The organism is Capnocytophaga sputigena (assembly GCF_900446695.1).
In the GTDB taxonomy this organism is placed as follows: domain Bacteria; phylum Bacteroidota; class Bacteroidia; order Flavobacteriales; family Flavobacteriaceae; genus Capnocytophaga; species Capnocytophaga sputigena.
Genome location: NZ_UAVP01000003.1, coordinates 470,531 through 487,687, shown reverse-complemented (window position 1 = coordinate 487,687; position 17,157 = coordinate 470,531). Strand labels below are relative to the sequence as shown.

General features: G+C 36.4%; 15 protein-coding genes. 13 read left to right on the top strand and 2 right to left on the bottom strand.

Annotation, left to right across the window (positions count from 1 at the left end; translation table 11 throughout):
* The first annotated feature begins 46 nt into the window (after window positions 1–46).
* Both gap and DR017_RS02495 read left to right on the top strand, forming a co-directional pair.
* Complete coding sequence (gene gap, locus DR017_RS02500; protein WP_002681668.1) at window positions 47–1,045, top strand: type I glyceraldehyde-3-phosphate dehydrogenase; 999 nt, start codon at window positions 47–49, stop codon at window positions 1,043–1,045.
* Window positions 1,046–1,130: 85 nt separating this feature from the next.
* The gene (locus DR017_RS02495; protein ID WP_002681680.1) at window positions 1,131–1,985 is read left to right on the top strand and encodes a hypothetical protein; all 855 of its coding nucleotides are present in this window, start codon (window positions 1,131–1,133) and stop codon (window positions 1,983–1,985) included.
* A 60-nt stretch (window positions 1,986–2,045) separates the two neighbouring features.
* Here the strand turns inward: DR017_RS02495 and DR017_RS02490 are convergent, their stop codons facing one another.
* Entirely contained in the window at window positions 2,046–2,660 is a 615-nt protein-coding gene (locus DR017_RS02490; RefSeq protein ID WP_002681649.1) for a deoxynucleoside kinase, read from the bottom strand.
* A gap of 8 nt (window positions 2,661–2,668) precedes the next feature.
* A complete protein-coding gene (locus DR017_RS02485; RefSeq protein WP_002681661.1) occupies window positions 2,669–3,154 on the bottom strand; it encodes an Lrp/AsnC family transcriptional regulator in 486 nt (161 codons plus the stop codon).
* Between the two features lie 338 nt (window positions 3,155–3,492).
* Here DR017_RS02485 and DR017_RS02480 point away from each other — a divergent pair, with 338 nt between their 5' ends.
* The 11 genes from DR017_RS02480 to DR017_RS02430 all read left to right on the top strand — a co-directional run bounded on the left by DR017_RS02480 (window position 3,493) and on the right by DR017_RS02430 (window position 16,998).
* The gene (locus tag DR017_RS02480) at window positions 3,493–4,575 is read left to right on the top strand and encodes an AMP-binding protein (RefSeq protein WP_002681652.1); all 1,083 of its coding nucleotides are present in this window, start codon (window positions 3,493–3,495) and stop codon (window positions 4,573–4,575) included.
* Window positions 4,576–4,577: 2 nt separating this feature from the next.
* Window positions 4,578–6,401, top strand: coding sequence for an ABC transporter ATP-binding protein (locus DR017_RS02475; protein ID WP_002681647.1), 1,824 nt, complete (start codon window positions 4,578–4,580; stop codon window positions 6,399–6,401).
* 29 nt (window positions 6,402–6,430) lie between these two features.
* Window positions 6,431–7,222 carry an ADP-ribosylglycohydrolase family protein gene (locus DR017_RS02470; protein ID WP_002681660.1) on the top strand — a complete coding sequence of 264 codons (792 nt, stop codon included), beginning with the start codon at window positions 6,431–6,433 and terminating at the stop codon, window positions 7,220–7,222.
* Window positions 7,223–7,565: 343 nt separating this feature from the next.
* Window positions 7,566–8,690 (top strand): DNA polymerase III subunit beta, encoded by a 1,125-nt coding sequence (dnaN, locus tag DR017_RS02465; protein ID WP_040361842.1) that lies wholly within the window; start codon window positions 7,566–7,568, stop codon window positions 8,688–8,690.
* Between the two features lie 114 nt (window positions 8,691–8,804).
* On the top strand, window positions 8,805–10,895 hold the full coding sequence (locus DR017_RS02460) for an LTA synthase family protein (protein ID WP_002681669.1): 2,091 nt from the start codon (window positions 8,805–8,807) through the stop codon (window positions 10,893–10,895).
* Window positions 10,879–12,096, top strand: coding sequence for an HD domain-containing protein (locus tag DR017_RS02455; RefSeq protein ID WP_002681675.1), 1,218 nt, complete (start codon window positions 10,879–10,881; stop codon window positions 12,094–12,096). The genes DR017_RS02460 and DR017_RS02455 overlap by 17 nt, the downstream gene beginning before the upstream one ends.
* Window positions 12,097–12,255: 159 nt before the next feature.
* Window positions 12,256–13,275 carry a UDP-3-O-(3-hydroxymyristoyl)glucosamine N-acyltransferase gene (gene lpxD, locus DR017_RS02450; protein WP_002681663.1) on the top strand — a complete coding sequence of 340 codons (1,020 nt, stop codon included), beginning with the start codon at window positions 12,256–12,258 and terminating at the stop codon, window positions 13,273–13,275.
* A 7-nt stretch (window positions 13,276–13,282) separates the two neighbouring features.
* The gene (locus DR017_RS02445) at window positions 13,283–14,671 is read left to right on the top strand and encodes a bifunctional UDP-3-O-[3-hydroxymyristoyl] N-acetylglucosamine deacetylase/3-hydroxyacyl-ACP dehydratase (RefSeq protein WP_002681673.1); all 1,389 of its coding nucleotides are present in this window, start codon (window positions 13,283–13,285) and stop codon (window positions 14,669–14,671) included.
* A 6-nt stretch (window positions 14,672–14,677) separates the two neighbouring features.
* Window positions 14,678–15,472, top strand: coding sequence for an acyl-ACP--UDP-N-acetylglucosamine O-acyltransferase (lpxA, locus tag DR017_RS02440; RefSeq protein WP_002681646.1), 795 nt, complete (start codon window positions 14,678–14,680; stop codon window positions 15,470–15,472).
* Between the two features lie 39 nt (window positions 15,473–15,511).
* Window positions 15,512–16,078 (top strand): elongation factor P, encoded by a 567-nt coding sequence (efp, locus tag DR017_RS02435; protein ID WP_002681677.1) that lies wholly within the window; start codon window positions 15,512–15,514, stop codon window positions 16,076–16,078.
* Between the two features lie 2 nt (window positions 16,079–16,080).
* Window positions 16,081–16,998: a UDP-3-O-(3-hydroxymyristoyl)glucosamine N-acyltransferase gene (locus DR017_RS02430; protein WP_002681657.1), complete on the top strand. Its 918-nt coding sequence runs from the start codon at window positions 16,081–16,083 to the stop codon at window positions 16,996–16,998.
* Window positions 16,999–17,157 lie beyond the last annotated feature (159 nt).

Sequence of the window (17,157 nt, the reverse complement as noted above, 5' to 3'; positions counted from 1 at the left end):
AACAAATTTGAAATTAAATAACGAATAAATTAAATTTAACAGAATTATGTCAGTAAAAATTGGAATTAACGGTTTCGGACGTATTGGTCGTCTCGTATTCCGTGCTGCTTATGAAAGAGCCGACGTAGAAATCGTTGGTATTAACGACCTTTTAGATGTAGATTACATCGCTTACCTTTTGAAATACGACTCAGTTCACGGAACTTTTAAAGGTGACGTGAAAGTAGAAAATGGTCACTTAGTAGTAGATGGTAAAGTAGTACGTATCACTGCTGAAAAAGACCCTAACAACCTTAAATGGAACGAAGTACACGCCGATGTAGTTGCTGAATGTACTGGTATCTTCACCACTTTAGAAAAAGCTCAAGCTCACATCAATGCTGGTGCTAAAAAAGTAGTAATTTCTGCTCCATCAGCTGATGCTCCTATGTTTGTAATGGGTGTAAACCACAAATCAGTAAAACCTACTGATACTATCGTGTCTAACGCTTCTTGTACAACCAACTGCTTGGCTCCTATCGCTAAAGTATTGAACGATAACTTCGGTATCGAAGAAGCCTTAATGACTACAGTTCACGCTACAACTGCTACTCAATTAACAGTAGATGGTCCTTCTAAAAAAGATTGGAGAGGTGGACGTTCTGCTCTTTGCAACATCATTCCTTCAAGCACTGGTGCTGCTAAAGCTGTAGGTAAAGTAATCCCTGAACTTAATGGTAAACTTACTGGTATGGCTTTCCGCGTTCCTACTGCCGACGTTTCAGTGGTTGATTTGACTTTCCGTACTAAAAAATCAACTACACTTGAAGAAATCAACGCTGCTATGAAAAAAGCATCTGAAGGTGAATTGAAAGGTATCCTTGGATACACTGAAGACCTTGTAGTTTCTCAAGACTTCGTAGGTTGCAAAAATACCTCTATTTTTGATGCTAAAGCTGGTATCGGATTGAGTGCTAACTTCTTCAAAGTAGTTTCTTGGTACGATAATGAAACTGGTTATTCAAACAAATTAGTAGATTTAGCACAACACGTTGCTAAATTGTAATTCTTAAAAAAGGTGAGTTGCCCAACTTAGGGGTAAACTCACCTTTTTTTTAATAAAATAATAATAATTTAAAAACCGAAACGATATGATTTTAATTGTAGACAGTGGAGCTACTAAGGCGGATTGGACTGCCTTAAATAGCAAAGGTGAAAAAATATTTTTTACGCAAACTTTAGGGTTGAACCCCGAAGTACTTACAGAAGAAATTCTTGTAGAGCGTATTACCACCAATTATCAATTGTTTGAAAATAGAAATTCAGTATCCGAAATTTATTTCTATGGTGCTGGGTGTGGTACTGAACGCATTCGTTACTTTGTAGAACGTAGTTTAGCAACTATCTTCAAAAATGCTAAAATAGAAGTAAAAGAAGATACTTATGCTGCTGTGTTCGCTACTACAGCCCCTACTGATAAAGCTATTGTATGTATCTTAGGTACAGGGGCTAACTGCTCTTATTGGAATGGTAAAGAATTATACCAAGCAGTAGATTCTTTAGGCTATATTTTGATGGACGAATCAAGTGGAAACTTCTATGGCAAACGCTTGATTATCGACTATTACTTCAAGAAAATGCCATCAGATCTTGTACAAAAATTTGAAAACCAATATGAATTGGGTTCAGATGTGATTAAAAACCACTTGTACAAAATGCCTAACCCTAATAGTTATTTGGCTACTTTTGCAAAATTTGTGGTTGAAAACAAAAATCACGAATATTGCCGCGATATGGTGAGAAAAGGTATGCAACTATTTGTAGACCATTGGATTTCTCAATATGAAGATCGCTACGAAGTGCCTATCAACTTCGTAGGTAGTATCGCTTTCTTCCTCCAAGATATTTTGGAAGAAGTTTTAGCTGAAAACAATCTTAAGTTAGGAACTGTACTTAGAAAACCAATCGATGGTTTGGTTGCTTTCCACGTAAACAAATTCTTTTAATAGCTAATATATAAAAGAAAAAAGACACTCGCTATTATAGCGGGTGTCTCTTTTTTTATTTTAAAATAATCCATAAAGAAGTCCATCTATTTTATTGATAATATCACCTAAATCTTCTGGATTGTTTACAAAATCAATGTTGTCTACCTCTATGATGAGTAGCTTGCCTTTGTCGTAGCCCTTTATCCATTGTTCATATCGTTGATTGAGACGGTTGAGGTAGTCTATAGAAATAGAATTTTCGTAATCTCTACCGCGTTTTTGAATTTGGTTTACCAAGTTAGGTATCGAACTTCTTAGGTAGATAAGTAAATCAGGAGGAAGAACAAGGCGTTCCATTAGAGCAAATAAAGACTTGTAGTTGTCAAAATCACGAGAAGTCATCAAGCCCATTTCGTGTAGGTTAGGAGCAAAGATGTGTGCATCTTCATAGATGGTGCGATCCTGAATAATATCATTGCCCTTTTCTCTAAAATCAAGAATTTGACGAAATCTACTATTGAGAAAGTAGATTTGAAGATTAAAACTCCAGCGCTCCATTTGGTGGTAGAAGTCGTCTAAATACGGGTTGTCTACCACATCTTCAAAGTGGGCTTCCCATTGGTAGTGTTTAGCTAATAGGGAGGTAAGGGTCGTTTTGCCTGCACCTATATTTCCTGCGATAGCTATGTGCATTTTTTAGATTAATTTTTTTCGGTTTCTTCGTTTATACTTTTAATCAAAGAGGTGTTTTTGATTTGTTGGATTACAAAAGAACTTTGGATATTAGAGATAATCTCCATTTTAGAGAGTTTCTGTACTACGAATTTCTGATAATCTTCCATATCGTTGAGTATAACTTTAAGGAGGAAATCGTAGCCTCCAGCCATATACGAGGCTTCAAGCACTTCATCAAGTCCGCTTATGTATTTTTCAAATTCTTCAAATAGTTCACCACTATGTCTTAAAAGTTTTACTTGACAGTAAGCTATCAGCCTTTTTCCAAGAGCTTTAGGGTCAGCAACAGCAACATATTTTTGAATAACACCAGTGTTTTCCATTCGTTTGATGCGCTCATGAACAGGGGTAATAGATAGCCCTACTTTTTCAGCTAAACTCTTAACAGATTGTTTGCTGTCTTTTTGTAGTTCATCTAAAATTTTTAAATCTATGCGGTCTAATTGGTACATAATATATAAAATTGATGCGGTAAAATTAAAAAATATTTTTGATATAGGAGTAATAAAAGAGGAAAATATTTTTACTGTTTCGCTCTAAAAGGCTCAAATACAGTTAAGAAGTGTAAAAGAATAGCTAAAATGTTTTTTTTCTGTTTTCTATTTGTGAATCAGTAATATTTTCTAAACAAATAAGATTTTACAGAATGCGTAGATTTAGAGATTATAGCTAATGTAAATTTTTGGCAGTGTACAAAGCAAAATTTTTCTAATATTTGTATTTAATTTTGTGCATTTCGTTTAAAAATTGTAGTTTTGCGGTTGCTATCTAAACAATAATATTATTTTATATGGAAGAAATAGACTACAAATTTGTACATAAAGACTTTAAAATCAATGGTTTTTCTATTGATAGAGAACGTTTGATTATTCTGGCAGTAGCCTACGTGAAAGATGGTTTGCCTTACCGTAAATCGGTGGGGAGATTTCTTTTGGATTGGCTTGACGACAGAGATTATATAGAAGCAACAACCTCAGGATCTACAGGCGTTCCCAAACAAATTCACCTCAAAAAGCAAGGTATGGTGAACTCAGCTTTGGCAACAGGTGAATATCTCAAACTTTCTCCTAAGGATCGCGCTTTATTGTGTTTACCTACCGACTTTATCGCAGGAAAAATGATGCTTATTCGCGCTATTGTTTTAGGCTTGCATATTGATATTATTAGACCTTCATCTATGCCATTATCACTTACCAGTAAGGATTATGATTTCTGTGCGATGATTCCTTTACAAGCAGCAAAATCTCTTACTGATTTACCACGTGTAAAAAAAGTAATTTTAGGAGGTGCTTCTATAGATGGAGAGTTAGAGGCTAAATTACAGAATATTTCTACTGAAGTCTATTCTTCTTATGGAATGACCGAAACCATTTCGCATATTGCAATGCGCAAGGTAAATCACACCGAGGAACACGAAACTACTTATAAGGCAATGCCTAATGTGATATTCACCCAAGACGAGCGCCATTGCTTAGTGATAAACGCGCCTTTAATTGCCGATCACCCTGTAGTTACAAACGATATGGTAAACCTTATCTCTCACAATGAGTTTGAGTGGTTAGGTCGTTTTGACAATATTATCAATTCTGGTGGATTTAAGGTCTTCCCTGAAAGTGTAGAACGCAAAATCAAAAAATATATCAAAGGAGATTATTTTATAACCAAAGAACCTGATGATGAATTAGGACAACGCGCTGTGTTATATGTGCAAGGTGATGAAAAAGATTACCCTACTTTAGCTCACGATATCTATATGGATAAGGATATGCTGAAGTATGAAGTACCTCGCCAAATCTATTTCGTTCCTGAATTTGTATATACTGATAATCAAAAAATAAGAAGGGACGAAACCGTTAAGAAATATAAAAAATAGAAATGAAACTTAAGAGATTTATCCCTTACATATTGCCCTATAAGCGACAGGCGTTTTTGAATATATTTTTTAATATACTCTATTCGCTTTTCAGTGCTTTGTCGTTTGTAGCATTGATTCCGATGTTAGATGTACTTTTTGGCAAAGCCCAACCCATAACCGAAGCTCCTGTGTATTCAGGAAATTTGTTAGAATTTGGGAGTTATGGTAAAGCCTATTTAAACTACAAAGTGGGGAATCTTGCAGGAGAAAATATGATTTGGGCATTGGGGATAGTAATCGCCTTGGTAATTTCACTTTTCTTACTCAAGAATATGTTTAGCTATTTAGCATCCTATTTCATTACGTACTTGCGCAATGGGGTGCTGAGAGACTTGCGAGATAGCTTCTACAAAAAGATTGTACACCAGCCGATAGCATTTTTCTCGGAGCAACGCAAGGGTGATATAATGTCACGTATGGTAGGCGATGTAAATGAGGTGCAAAACTCAATGCTATCAGCAATGGAAGCTTTTATACGTGAACCGCTCACTATTATATTTTCTATTTTAGTGATGTTAGGTATCAGTGTGAAACTCACCCTTTTTACTTTTATATTTATTCCCATCGCTGGCGCAGTGATTTCTAAGATAGGGAAATCGTTGAAAAAGAACTCTATAGCAGTACAACAAGAGCAAGGACGCTTTTTGTCGTTGATAGAAGAAACGGTAGGAGGGTTGCGTGTAATCAAGGCGTTCAATGCCGAGCAGATATTCTCAAAGCGCTTTGGAGAATCAAGTCAAACTTTTAATAGGTTGAGTAACAAGGTAATGAATAGGCAAAATTTAGGATCGCCTATGAGTGAGTTCCTCGGTATTTTGATGATTGCTATTTTGTTATGGTTTGGAGGTTCTTTAGTGTTGGTAGACAAGACTTTGGAGGGGACTCAGTTTATTGCTTTTATGGGATTAGCTTACAATATTCTCACTCCTGCAAAGGCTATTAGTAAGGCTTCGTATGATATGCGTCGAGGAAATGCTGCCGCTGAGCGTATTTTGGAAATACTCGATTACGAGAATCCTATCAAAGAACGTGAAGACGCTGTGGTAATGAAAGATTTTACTACTGCTATCAGTGTGAAAGATATCACATTTGCGTATGCCGATTTACCCGTACTCACTAATTTTTCATTGGAAGTGCCTAAAGGGAAAACAGTAGCTTTGGTAGGTCAGTCGGGTAGTGGTAAGAGTACAATTGCCAATCTAATCACTCGTTTTTACGATGTGAACGAAGGGGCTATTCTTATCGATGGAGTGGATGTGAAAGATATGCAAACGGCTTCATTGCGCAAGCTCATAGGGGTAGTTTCGCAGGACTCTATACTCTTCAATGATACGATAAAGAACAACCTACTGATAGGCAAACCCGATGCTACCGATGAGGAACTCGTAACAGCAGCTAAAATTGCTAATGCCTATGAGTTTATAAAGGATTTGCCCGAAGGTTTTGACACGAATATAGGCGATGCAGGTAGCAAGCTCAGTGGAGGTCAAAAACAACGTTTGAGCATTGCCCGTGCCGTACTGAAAAATCCACCTATAATGGTGCTCGACGAAGCAACATCCGCACTCGATACCGAAAGCGAACGTTTGGTGCAGAATGCTTTAGAAAATATGATGAAACATCGTACCTCTATAGTGATAGCACACCGTCTCTCAACCATACAAAATGCCGACTTGATTGTGGTGATGCAAAAAGGACGTATCGTAGAACAAGGCACTCATACCGAGCTAATACAAAAAAATGGAATGTACAAACGATTAGTAGAAATGCAAACCATTGAGTAATATAATAATCGACTAATTGATTGTTAGTTATGAAACAGACGATTTTAGGGGCAATAGCAGGAGATGTGATCGGTTCAGTATACGAATTTAATAACACACGAACTACTGATTTTCCACTATTTAAAAGAGAAACAACCTTTACCGATGATACAGTAATGACTATTGCCATAGCCGATGCGATTCTTCACAATAAGGATTTTGCTCAAACAATATTAGACTATGGTAAGCGCTATCCAAATAGAGGTTATGGAACAAGTTTTTTTAAGTGGTTAGCACACGATACCCCAGCACCACCCTACAATAGTTGGGGGAATGGTTCGGCAATGCGTGTAAGTGCGGTAGGTTTTGCTTATAATGATTTGGGGATAGTGTTAGATAAGGCAGCGCAAACAGCAGAAGTAACACATAATCATCCCGAAGGAATTAAAGGAGCGCAAGCTATAGCAGTAGCTATTTATCTGGCGCGAATAGGCAAGAGTAAAGCAGCAATAAAGGCTTATATGACAGAAATGTTTGAATATGATTTAGATTTTACTCTTGATGAAATACGCCCTACTTTTCCATTTGACGAAAGTTGTCAAGGTACAGTACCCCAGTCAATTGTTGCCCTTTTGGAGAGCACAGACTATGATAGTGCTATACGATTAGCAATTTCATTAGGTGGTGATAGCGATACCATTGCTTGCATAACAGGAGGTATAGCAATAGCTTTTTATAAGGAGATGTCACAAGTTATAGTAGATAAAATACGTAGAGAATATTTACCTTCTGCTTTTGTTACCATTATTGATGAGTTTGACTTAGTGTATGGTAATTATTAGCTGTTATTTGTAAAAAAGTAATTTATTAGAATTGAATTACAAATTTTCTGTTGCTTCCCTTACCAAAGTTTTAAATTGAATACGTTGATAATTAATTATTTTTAAAGTGTATTATGTAGGAATATTTGTAAACATTCACACAAAAAAGTCTTATTTATTCAAAATCTAATAATCAATTTTCCTTGCGTTTCTCCGAGATTCTCTGAGAACTCAAAAAAAATATTCATAATTAACAAACGAAAAAATATCGCAAAATATTTGGTCGTAATAAATATTATTACTACTTTTGCCATTATTACTCCGTAAAAGGGGTATGATTTGTCATTTAAAATACATAAAAAATATGAAGTTTATAGTATCGAGTTCTTACCTATTGAAAAAGTTACAAGTATTTGGTGGTGTTATTAATAGCAACAACACTATGCCTATACTAGATAACTTTTTGTTTGAACTATCTACCAATTCTTTAACAATCTCGGCTTCCGATTTGGAAACCACTGTAAGAGGTACTTTGGAAGTGGAATCAGACTCTCAAGGAAGTATAGCCGTATCAGCTAAATTATTGATAGATATTCTTAAAACCTTTTCAGAACAACCGCTTACCTTTTTGGTAAAAGAGAATAATGTAATAGAAATTAGCTCTACTACAGGTAATTATACTTTAGCTTATTTAGATGGAGAGGAATTTCCTCGCCCTGTAGCTTTGCCAGAAGCAAGCAAGGTAACAATGTTAGGCGATGTGTTGGCTACAGCTGTACAGAAAACTATTTTCGCAGCAGGAAATGATGATTTGCGCCCTACAATGAGCGGTATTTTGTTCCAATTTAGCGAAAACGGACTTACTTTCGTGGGTACTGATGCTCATAAATTAGTGAAATACGAACGCTTAGACATTAAAGCTAATGATGCTGCCGATTTCATTATGCCTAAAAAACCATTGAACATTCTCAAAGGTATTTTAGCAGGAAGTGAAACTGAAGTAACTGTGGAATACAATGAGAGCAATGCAAAATTCTCTTTTGACGATATGGAGTTTATCTGCCGCCTTATAGATGGTAAATATCCTAACTATGATGCGGTAATCCCTAAAGAAAATCCTAATAAACTTATCTTAAATCGTTCACAATTCTATAGTTCTATCAATCGTTTGTCATTGTTTTCTAACAAAACTACTCACCAAGTACGCTTGAAAGTAGCAGGATCTAGCTTGGTAATTTCAGCTGAGGATATAGATTATAGCAACAAAGGTGAGGAACGATTCACTTGTAACTATCAGGGAGACGATTTAGAAATAGGTTTCAACTCTAAGTTCTTGAAAGAAATGATCAATAACTTAGACTCTGATGAAATCTTAATAGAAATGTCGTTGCCAAATCGTGCTGGACTTATCACGCCTGTGGATGGTCTTGATGAGGGAGAGAAAGTGTTAATGCTGGCTATGCCTATTATGCTCAATACGAATCAATAAAATAAAAATCTTTTCTATAATTAAAGATGAAACGCCTTATGAAGTCTTTTTAAGGCGTTTCTTTTTTTAAAAGAGAATCCCAAACACAACGCTTATAACTAAAAAAAACAATTTATGAAATCCTTCTTAGAAAGAATAAAACCATTTGCCTATATAGCAATATTATATCTTCTCGTATCGTTTGTGATGCGCGCTATTTTTATGTTACACCCCATAACCACTACTACATTTTCGGTGTGGAGTGTGATAAAAATGATTACTATAGGCTTGATATCCGATGTCTTTACTATATTGTTGGCAAGTAGTATCTTGGCTATCTATCTTATTTTTATTGCCAATGTAAAGTATAAGAAGCCCTATGGAGGAATTATTTTAGGAATTTTTATCCTTATACTACTCTACATACAGTTTTACCCTAATAATATTTTTGCACAATATGGAGGGGTTCTTCCTGAGATAGCATTAGCTTTCTTTGGGTTTAAAACTTTTTGTTTTGCTCTTCTGCTCTTCTTCCCTAAATATAGAATACAGTTGCGCAATATTCTGTATTTCATAACTTTAGCAATCTATGTATTTGCCATAGTGATGAATGCAGTAAGCGAGTATTTCTTTTGGAATGAATTTGGTATCCGCTACAACTTTATAGCAGTAGATTATCTCATCTATACCAATGAGGTGATAGGGAATATAATGGAAAGCTACCCTGTAGTGCCCTTGTTTTCTGCTGTTTTTGTAGTAGTATTGGCACTTACAACTTTCTTGTTTATAAAAACTAAGAGTGTTTTAAAAACGATCCCTACACTGTTAGAAAAAGCAGCATTATTAATAGTCTATTTATTGCTTGCTCTTGTAGGAATGTGGAGTTTGCCACGACTTGATACCATCAGTGCCGAGAATACTTTTGCTCAGGAAATACAAAGTAATGGCGTATATAAGTTTTATTATGCCTTTACCCATAGTGAGTTAGATTTCTTTCAGTTTTATCCTACCTTGCCAGAAAAAGAGGCTGAAAGCATTGTGCTCAAACAACTCAATGCTCCTGCGCTCGAACGCCAGATTGTAGGTGATACTACTGAAGTACACCGCAATGTGCTCCTTATTTCAGTAGAGAGTCTTTCGGCAGAATACCTTACAATGTATGGTAATACCGATAACCGTACACCCTTTTTAGATAGTTTAGCTAATAATAGCTTGTTTTTCACTAATTTATATGCTACAGGTAACCGTACAGTGAGAGGTTTAGAAGCCTTAACCCTTTGTATACCACCTACTCCAGGTGAAAGTGTAGTGAAGCGTAAAGACAATAAAGATAAGTTTACCACAGGAAGCGTGTTCAAAAGTAAAGGCTATGATGTGAAATATCTTTATGGAGGCGATAGTTATTTTGATAATATGAAGGATTTCTTTGGCGGTAATGGTTACGATATTATAGATAACAAAAACTTTACTCCTGAAGAAGTAACATTTTCTAATATATGGGGTGTTTGCGATGAAGATATGGCAAACAAAGCTATAAAAGTGATGAATGAACAAGCTAAAGCTGGCAAACCATTCTTCAATCATTGGATGACTGTTAGCAATCACCGTCCATTTACTTATCCTGAAGGTAAAATTGATATTCCTCCTACCGAAAAGAGTAGAGCAGGGGGGGTAAAATATACAGATTATGCACTCAAACGATTTTTTGAGATGGCAAAACAACAAAAATGGTACAAAAATACTATTTTTGTGATTGTAGCCGACCATTGTGCATCAAGTGCAGGTAGTACCGAACTGCCTTTAGATGGCTATCGCATCCCTTGTTTCATAGTCGCCGATTTTATCACTCCTAAAAAAATAGATGTGATGATGTCGCAAATAGATGTGATGCCTACTGTTTTCGGTTTGTTAAACTTCAATTATATTTCTAAGTTTATAGGACAAGATGTACTAAAAGAAGGCTATCAACCGCGTGCCTATATCGCTACTTATCAAGATTTAGGTTACTTAACCCCTGATAAACTCACGATTATATCACCTTTGAGAAAAACTACTCAATACAGTTTGCACAAAGAAGCAGAACAACCTTCACAAGAGTATCCTTTGTTTTATGAACAAGTAAAAGAAAATAACTTGAACAAAGAACAAGCCGATGCTTGTATTGGTACTTATCAAGCTACTGCCGAGTGGTTAAAAAATAAACAGTACAATGCGGTCAAGAAATAAGCTAAAAATTATCAACGACCCTATTTATGGGTTTATTCATATTCCTAGCACTTTAGTGTTCGATATCATTGAACACCCTTATTTTCAGCGACTCAGGCGTATCAATCAAATGGCGCTGTCCTATTTGGTATTTCCAGGAGCTAAACACACCCGCTTTGAACACGTACTTGGCTGTGTGTTCTTGATGCAGAAAACAGTCGAAATGTTGCGCTTTAAAGGTGTCCAAATTTCCGATAAAGAAGCCGAGGGGCTCTATATCGCCATATTGTTGCACGACATAGGGCACGGACCTTTTTCTCACGCTATGGAACACAGCATTGTCGAAGGTATTTCTCACGAGGAAATCTCGTTGCGCTTTATGCAAGAACTTAACAAGGTGTTCAATGGTAAGTTAGAAACGGCAATCGCTATGTTTCAAGGCACTTATCCTCGTAAGTTTATGCACCAGCTCATTTCAAGTCAGTTGGATATGGATAGAGCCGATTACCTCAAACGCGATAGCTTCTATACTGGAGTTGCCGAAGGAAATATCAATTCTGAACGCCTTATCTCAATGCTTAATGTCCGTAATGATGAATTAGTAGTGGAAGAAAAAGGCTTATATTCGGTAGAGAAATTCCTAATAGCCAGACGATTGATGTATTGGCAAGTGTATTTGCACAAAACCAGCGTAGCCGCCGAACAAATATTGATTAGGTTACTCAATCGTGCAAAGGAATTAGTACAACAAGGACAAAAACTCACTATGTCCACTGCTTTAGCTTTCTTTGTGAAAAACAAAATATCCAAAGATAATTTCTCACAAGAAGTGCTTGAAATGTTTGCACGTTTAGACGATACCGATATCATTTCAGCAATGAAAGAATGGCAGTTCCACCCCGATGTAGTCCTTTCTAAACTCAGCAAAATGTTACTCAATCGCGATTTGCCAAAAATAAAAGTCCGCTTAAACGATTTTGAAGAGCAGAAGATAAACAGACTACAGAAACTATCACTTGCTAAAGGAATAGAAGAAAAAGATATGAAGTACTTTGTCTTTACAGGAGTGATGACTAACAGAGCGTATAATCCAGCGAAGGAAGTAATTAAGATTCTTACCAAAAATGGAAGAGTAGTAGATCTTAGTAAAACTTCTGAAGCTATCAATTTGGAACCCCTTTCTCAAGTGATTGAACGATACTATATTTGCTATCCAAAATAGGGTGAAAAAGGAGTAGTAAAATTACCTAATAGATAAAAAAAATAGCAAAATGAATGCTATATTAAATAATTTTTATACTTTTGTTGCGAAAAACAACCTTTTTTTAAGGTGAAAACATATAAATATTGCTTTATATCGTTTTGATTATAAACTAATTAAATGAAATTTACAGCGTTACAAATAGCCAATGTACTCGGTGGTGAAGTAGAAGGAAATCCCCAAATTGAAGTCTATAAACTTTCAAAAATTGAAGAGGGGACTGAAGGGGGTATATCTTTTTTGGCAAACCCTAAGTACAAACATTTTATCTATACAACAAAGGCATCAATAGTGATTGTGAATAAGGACTTTGAGGCTGAAGATACTATTTCAGCAACCTTGGTGAGAGTAGATGATGCTTATGCTGCTTTCTCCAAACTCTTAGAATTCTACAATCAAGTGAAGATGAATAAAGTAGGTATAGAACAACCTTCTTTTATATCTCCATCAGCTAAAATAGGGAAAAATGTATATGTAGGGGCTTTTGTTTACATAGGCGAAAATGTAGTGATAGGCGATAATGTGAAAATCTATCCTAATACTTATATAGGTGATAACTCATCAGTAGGTGATGATACTACAATTTTTGCTGGCTGTAAAATATATTCTGAAACTGTCATAGGCAAAGATTGTATGTTGCACAGTGGAGTAGTATTAGGCGCTGATGGTTTTGGCTTCCAACCTAATGAAAAAGGAGAGTTTAGTAGAGTGCCACAGATAGGTAATGTGGTAATTGAAGACTCCGTAGATATAGGAGCAGGAACAGCTATAGACCGTGCTACTTTAGGATCCACTATTATTCGTAAGGGTGTAAAGTTGGATAACCAAATACATATTGCCCACAATGTGGAAGTAGGTAAAAATACAGTGATTGCAGCCCAAACAGGTATTGCAGGTTCTACTAAAGTAGGTGAAAATTGTATGATAGGTGGTCAAGTGGGAATTGTAGGACACTTGGTCATAGGCAATCGCGTAAAAATACAAGCCCAAACAGGAGTAGGACGCAATCTCAAAGATGATGAAGCTATTCAAGGTTCTCCTGCTTTAGGACACGCTGAATATAATAAAGCTTATGTTATTTTTAGAAAGTTACCAAACTTGCTAAAACGCTTAGAAGAATTAGAAAAAAAATTAAAATAAATACACTATGGTAAAGCAAAATACTTTATCCAAAGAAATTACCTTAGAAGGTATTGGGTTACATACAGGTAAACAAGTGAAAATGGTACTCAAGCCTGCGCCAGTGGGCAATGGTTTTACCTTTGTACGTACCGATTTAGAAGGTAGCCCCATAGTAGAAGCAGATGCTACTTATGTAGTAAATACAGAACGTGGTACTGTTTTAGAGAAAAAAGGGGTAAAAATCCAAACCTGTGAACATATTTTAGCTGCTCTTGTGGGGATGGATTTGGATAATGTCATTATTGAGCTCAACTCGTCAGAACCTCCTATTATGGATGGTTCTTCTAAGTACTTTGTAGAAGCTATAGAAAAAGTGGGTATCACTGCTCAAGAAGCTGATCGTGATGAGTATATAGTAAAACAAGTAATTACCTACGTAAATGAAGAAACAGGTAGTGAAATTACCCTCATTCCTGCCGATGAATACCAAGTGACTACAATGGTAGATTTTGGTACTAAAATATTAGGCACCCAAAACGCTTACCTCAATAAAATTTCCGAATTTAAAACCGAAATAGCCGATGCTCGTACCTTTAGTTTCTTGCACGAGCTTGAAGCATTGCTTGATCACGGACTTATAAAGGGAGGAGATTTAAATAATGCTATTGTATATGTAGATAAAGAAATTTCTGATAGTACGATGCAAAAACTCAAAAAGGTTTTCAATAAAGAAAATATTTCAGTGAAACCTAATGGAGTGCTTGATAATCTTACTTTGCATTACCCTAACGAAGCTGCTCGCCATAAACTTTTAGATGTCATAGGCGACTTGGCATTAGTAGGAACTCGCATTCGTGGTAAAGTCATCGCTACTAAGCCGGGGCATTTCACTAATACCCAATTTGCTAAAAAACTTTCTAAGATTATAAAAAATGAACGACGCAACAACGTTCCTTCTATAGATATCAATCAACCGCCGTTGCTCAATACTGTTGATATAATGAAGTTGCTACCTCACCGTTCTCCATTCTTATTGGTAGATAAAATCTTTGAACTTTCTGATAAACATGTGGTAGGTTTAAAGAATGTAACAATGGATGAACCTTTCTTCGTAGGGCACTTCCCAGGAGCTCCTGTAATGCCTGGAGTACTACAGATAGAAGCAATGGCACAAACGGGAGGCGTATTGATACTCAGTACTGTCCCCGACCCCGAAAATTACCTCACTTACTTTATGAAAATAGACAATGTGAAGTTTAAGGTACAAGTAGTGCCAGGGGATACCCTTATATTCAAATTAGAATTGCTAACACCTATTCGCCGTGGTATCTGCCACATGCAAGCCTATGCTTATGTAAATGGCAAGTTAGCTACCGAAGCTGAGCTAATGGCTCAAATTGTTAAAGTAAAATAAAAGTATATGATTCAACCTTTGGCTTATGTCCACCCCGATGCCAAAATCGCTAAAAATGTAGTGATAGAACCTTTTACTACTATTAGTAAGAATGTAGAAATAGGCGAAGGCACTTGGATAGGACCTAACGTAACCATTATGGAGGGTGCGCGTATCGGGAAAAACTGTAAAATTTTCCCTGGGGCTGTAATTTCAGCTATTCCGCAAGACCTCAAATATAAAGGTGAAGAAACCACTACTCACATAGGCGATAATACTACTATTAGGGAGTGTGTAACCATTAATAAAGGTACCGTAGATCGTATGAGAACGGTAGTTGGTAATAACTGCCTAATAATGGCTTACTCTCATATCGCTCACGATTGCATTGTTGGGGATAATTGTATTTTCTCTAACGGGACTACTCTTGCAGGGCACGTAACTGTTGGTAATTGTGCTGTGATGGCGGGAATGACAGCTGTCTATCAGTTCTGTTCTATCGGGAGTTATGCCTTTGTAACTGGCGGTTCTCTTGTAGGCAAAGATGTTCCTCCTTATGTGAAGGCTGCTCGAAACCCTCTCTCTTATGTAGGGGTAAACTCTATAGGCTTACATCGTCGCGGATTTTCTACCGAGAAAATACGTGAGATACAAGATATTTATCGCGTACTTTTCCAGAAGAAACTCAGTACCTCTCACGCTTTGGACTATATAGAAGCCGAGATGGAAGCTACTGTAGAACGCGATGAAATTTTGCAATTTGTCCGTCGTTCACAACACGGTATTATGAAAGGCTATCACGGTGAGTTGATAAAAGAATAAGGACTTAAAATTAAAAACAAATAACTTAAAACAAAATAAATGGCAACAACCGCAGACATTAAAAAAGGATTGTGCATTCGCTTCAATCACGATATCTACAAAATTATTGAATTTCTACACGTAAAACCAGGTAAAGGCCCTGCTTTTGTACGTACCAAACTAAAAAGTGTTACTACAGGTAAAATACTTGATAACACTTTCTCTGCTGGTCACAAAATTGAAGACGTGCGCGTAGAAACTCGCTCTTTCCAATATCTATATGCCGAAGGTGATGAGTTCGTTTTTATGAATAACGACGACTTCAACCAAGTACACATCCGTAAAGATATGCTCGATTATCCTGAGTTGCTTAAAGAAGGCGAAACAGTGATGGTTATCTTCAATGCCGAAGACGAGACTCCTCTTTCTGTAGAAATGCCTGCCAATGTTATTCTTACTGTTACACACGTAGAACCTGGTGTTAAAGGTAATACTGCTACCAATGCTACCAAGCCTGCTACTGTAGAAACAGGAGCTACTGTGAATGTACCTCTTTTCATCAACGAAGGTGACCGCATTAAAGTAGAAACTGAAAAAGGTACTTACGTCGAAAGAATGAAAGACTAATTATGCGTTTTCCACAACCTTATACTCTTGAACAAATAGCGACTATTATCAATGCGAAATACGTCGGAGCGAGTGATTTTCCAGTACTTGGAATGAATGAAATTCACGTCGTACAAGCTGGTGATATAGTATTTGTAGATCATCCTAAGTATTACGAAAAAGCTTTGCACTCTAAGGCTACCATTGTACTGATTAATAAAGAAGTAGAATGTCCTGAAGGGAAAGCTCTTTTAATCTCAGATGACCCTTTTCGTGATTTCAATAAACTCACCGACTTTTTTAAACCTTTCCAAAAAGCAACAGCACTCATAGCACCTTCAGCTCGTATAGGTGAAAATACAGTAGTGCAACCAAGTACTTTTGTGGGGAACAATGTAGTAATAGGTAACAACTGTCGTATCCATTCCAATGTGAGTATTTACGATGATTGTGTGATAGGTGATAATGTAACCATTCACGCCGGTACAGTGCTTGGAGCTGATGCTTTCTACTACAAAAAACGCCCTGAAGGTTTTGATAAACTCAAGTCTGGCGGACGTGTAGTAATTGAAGATAATGTCGATTTAGGAGCTCTTTGTACTATTGATAGAGGGGTAACAGGTGATACCACTATCAAGAAAGGAACAAAGATAGATAATCAAGTGCATATAGGTCATGATACAGTAGTAGGAGAGAAGTGCCTTATAGCTTCTCAAACAGGAATTGCTGGTTGTGTAGTCATAGAAAATGAAGTAACTATTTGGGGACAAGTAGGGATGACTAGCGGTATCACTATTGGTGAGAAAGCAGTGATTTTAGCCCAAAGTGGTATTTCTAAATCCTTAGAGGGTGGACAAACTTACTTTGGTTATCCTGCTGGTGAAGCCCGTGAGAAATATAAAGAAATGAGTGCTCTTAAACAACTTATCAGTTGTAAATAGCTTATATTATACAATTTAATAAAAATAAGAACTACCCTATTTAGGGTAGTTCTTATTTTATAGAGGTATTCTTAGTATTTGTACATTTGTTAAATCGATGTTAATTAGCGAGATACTTTTGTAGGGTCAAAAAGAAATATCTAATTTTGCGCCTTAATT

Coding starts and splice junctions, on each gene's coding strand:
- gap (WP_002681668.1), top strand. CDS start 47: ATGTCAGTAAAAATTGGAATTAACGGTTTCGGACGTATTGGTCGTCTC.
- DR017_RS02495 (WP_002681680.1), top strand. CDS start 1,131: ATGATTTTAATTGTAGACAGTGGAGCTACTAAGGCGGATTGGACTGCC.
- DR017_RS02490 (WP_002681649.1), bottom strand. CDS start 2,660: ATGCACATAGCTATCGCAGGAAATATAGGTGCAGGCAAAACGACCCTT.
- DR017_RS02485 (WP_002681661.1), bottom strand. CDS start 3,154: ATGTACCAATTAGACCGCATAGATTTAAAAATTTTAGATGAACTACAA.
- DR017_RS02480 (WP_002681652.1), top strand. CDS start 3,493: ATGGAAGAAATAGACTACAAATTTGTACATAAAGACTTTAAAATCAAT.
- DR017_RS02475 (WP_002681647.1), top strand. CDS start 4,578: ATGAAACTTAAGAGATTTATCCCTTACATATTGCCCTATAAGCGACAG.
- DR017_RS02470 (WP_002681660.1), top strand. CDS start 6,431: ATGAAACAGACGATTTTAGGGGCAATAGCAGGAGATGTGATCGGTTCA.
- dnaN (WP_040361842.1), top strand. CDS start 7,566: ATGAAGTTTATAGTATCGAGTTCTTACCTATTGAAAAAGTTACAAGTA.
- DR017_RS02460 (WP_002681669.1), top strand. CDS start 8,805: ATGAAATCCTTCTTAGAAAGAATAAAACCATTTGCCTATATAGCAATA.
- DR017_RS02455 (WP_002681675.1), top strand. CDS start 10,879: ATGCGGTCAAGAAATAAGCTAAAAATTATCAACGACCCTATTTATGGG.
- lpxD (WP_002681663.1), top strand. CDS start 12,256: ATGAAATTTACAGCGTTACAAATAGCCAATGTACTCGGTGGTGAAGTA.
- DR017_RS02445 (WP_002681673.1), top strand. CDS start 13,283: ATGGTAAAGCAAAATACTTTATCCAAAGAAATTACCTTAGAAGGTATT.
- lpxA (WP_002681646.1), top strand. CDS start 14,678: ATGATTCAACCTTTGGCTTATGTCCACCCCGATGCCAAAATCGCTAAA.
- efp (WP_002681677.1), top strand. CDS start 15,512: ATGGCAACAACCGCAGACATTAAAAAAGGATTGTGCATTCGCTTCAAT.
- DR017_RS02430 (WP_002681657.1), top strand. CDS start 16,081: ATGCGTTTTCCACAACCTTATACTCTTGAACAAATAGCGACTATTATC.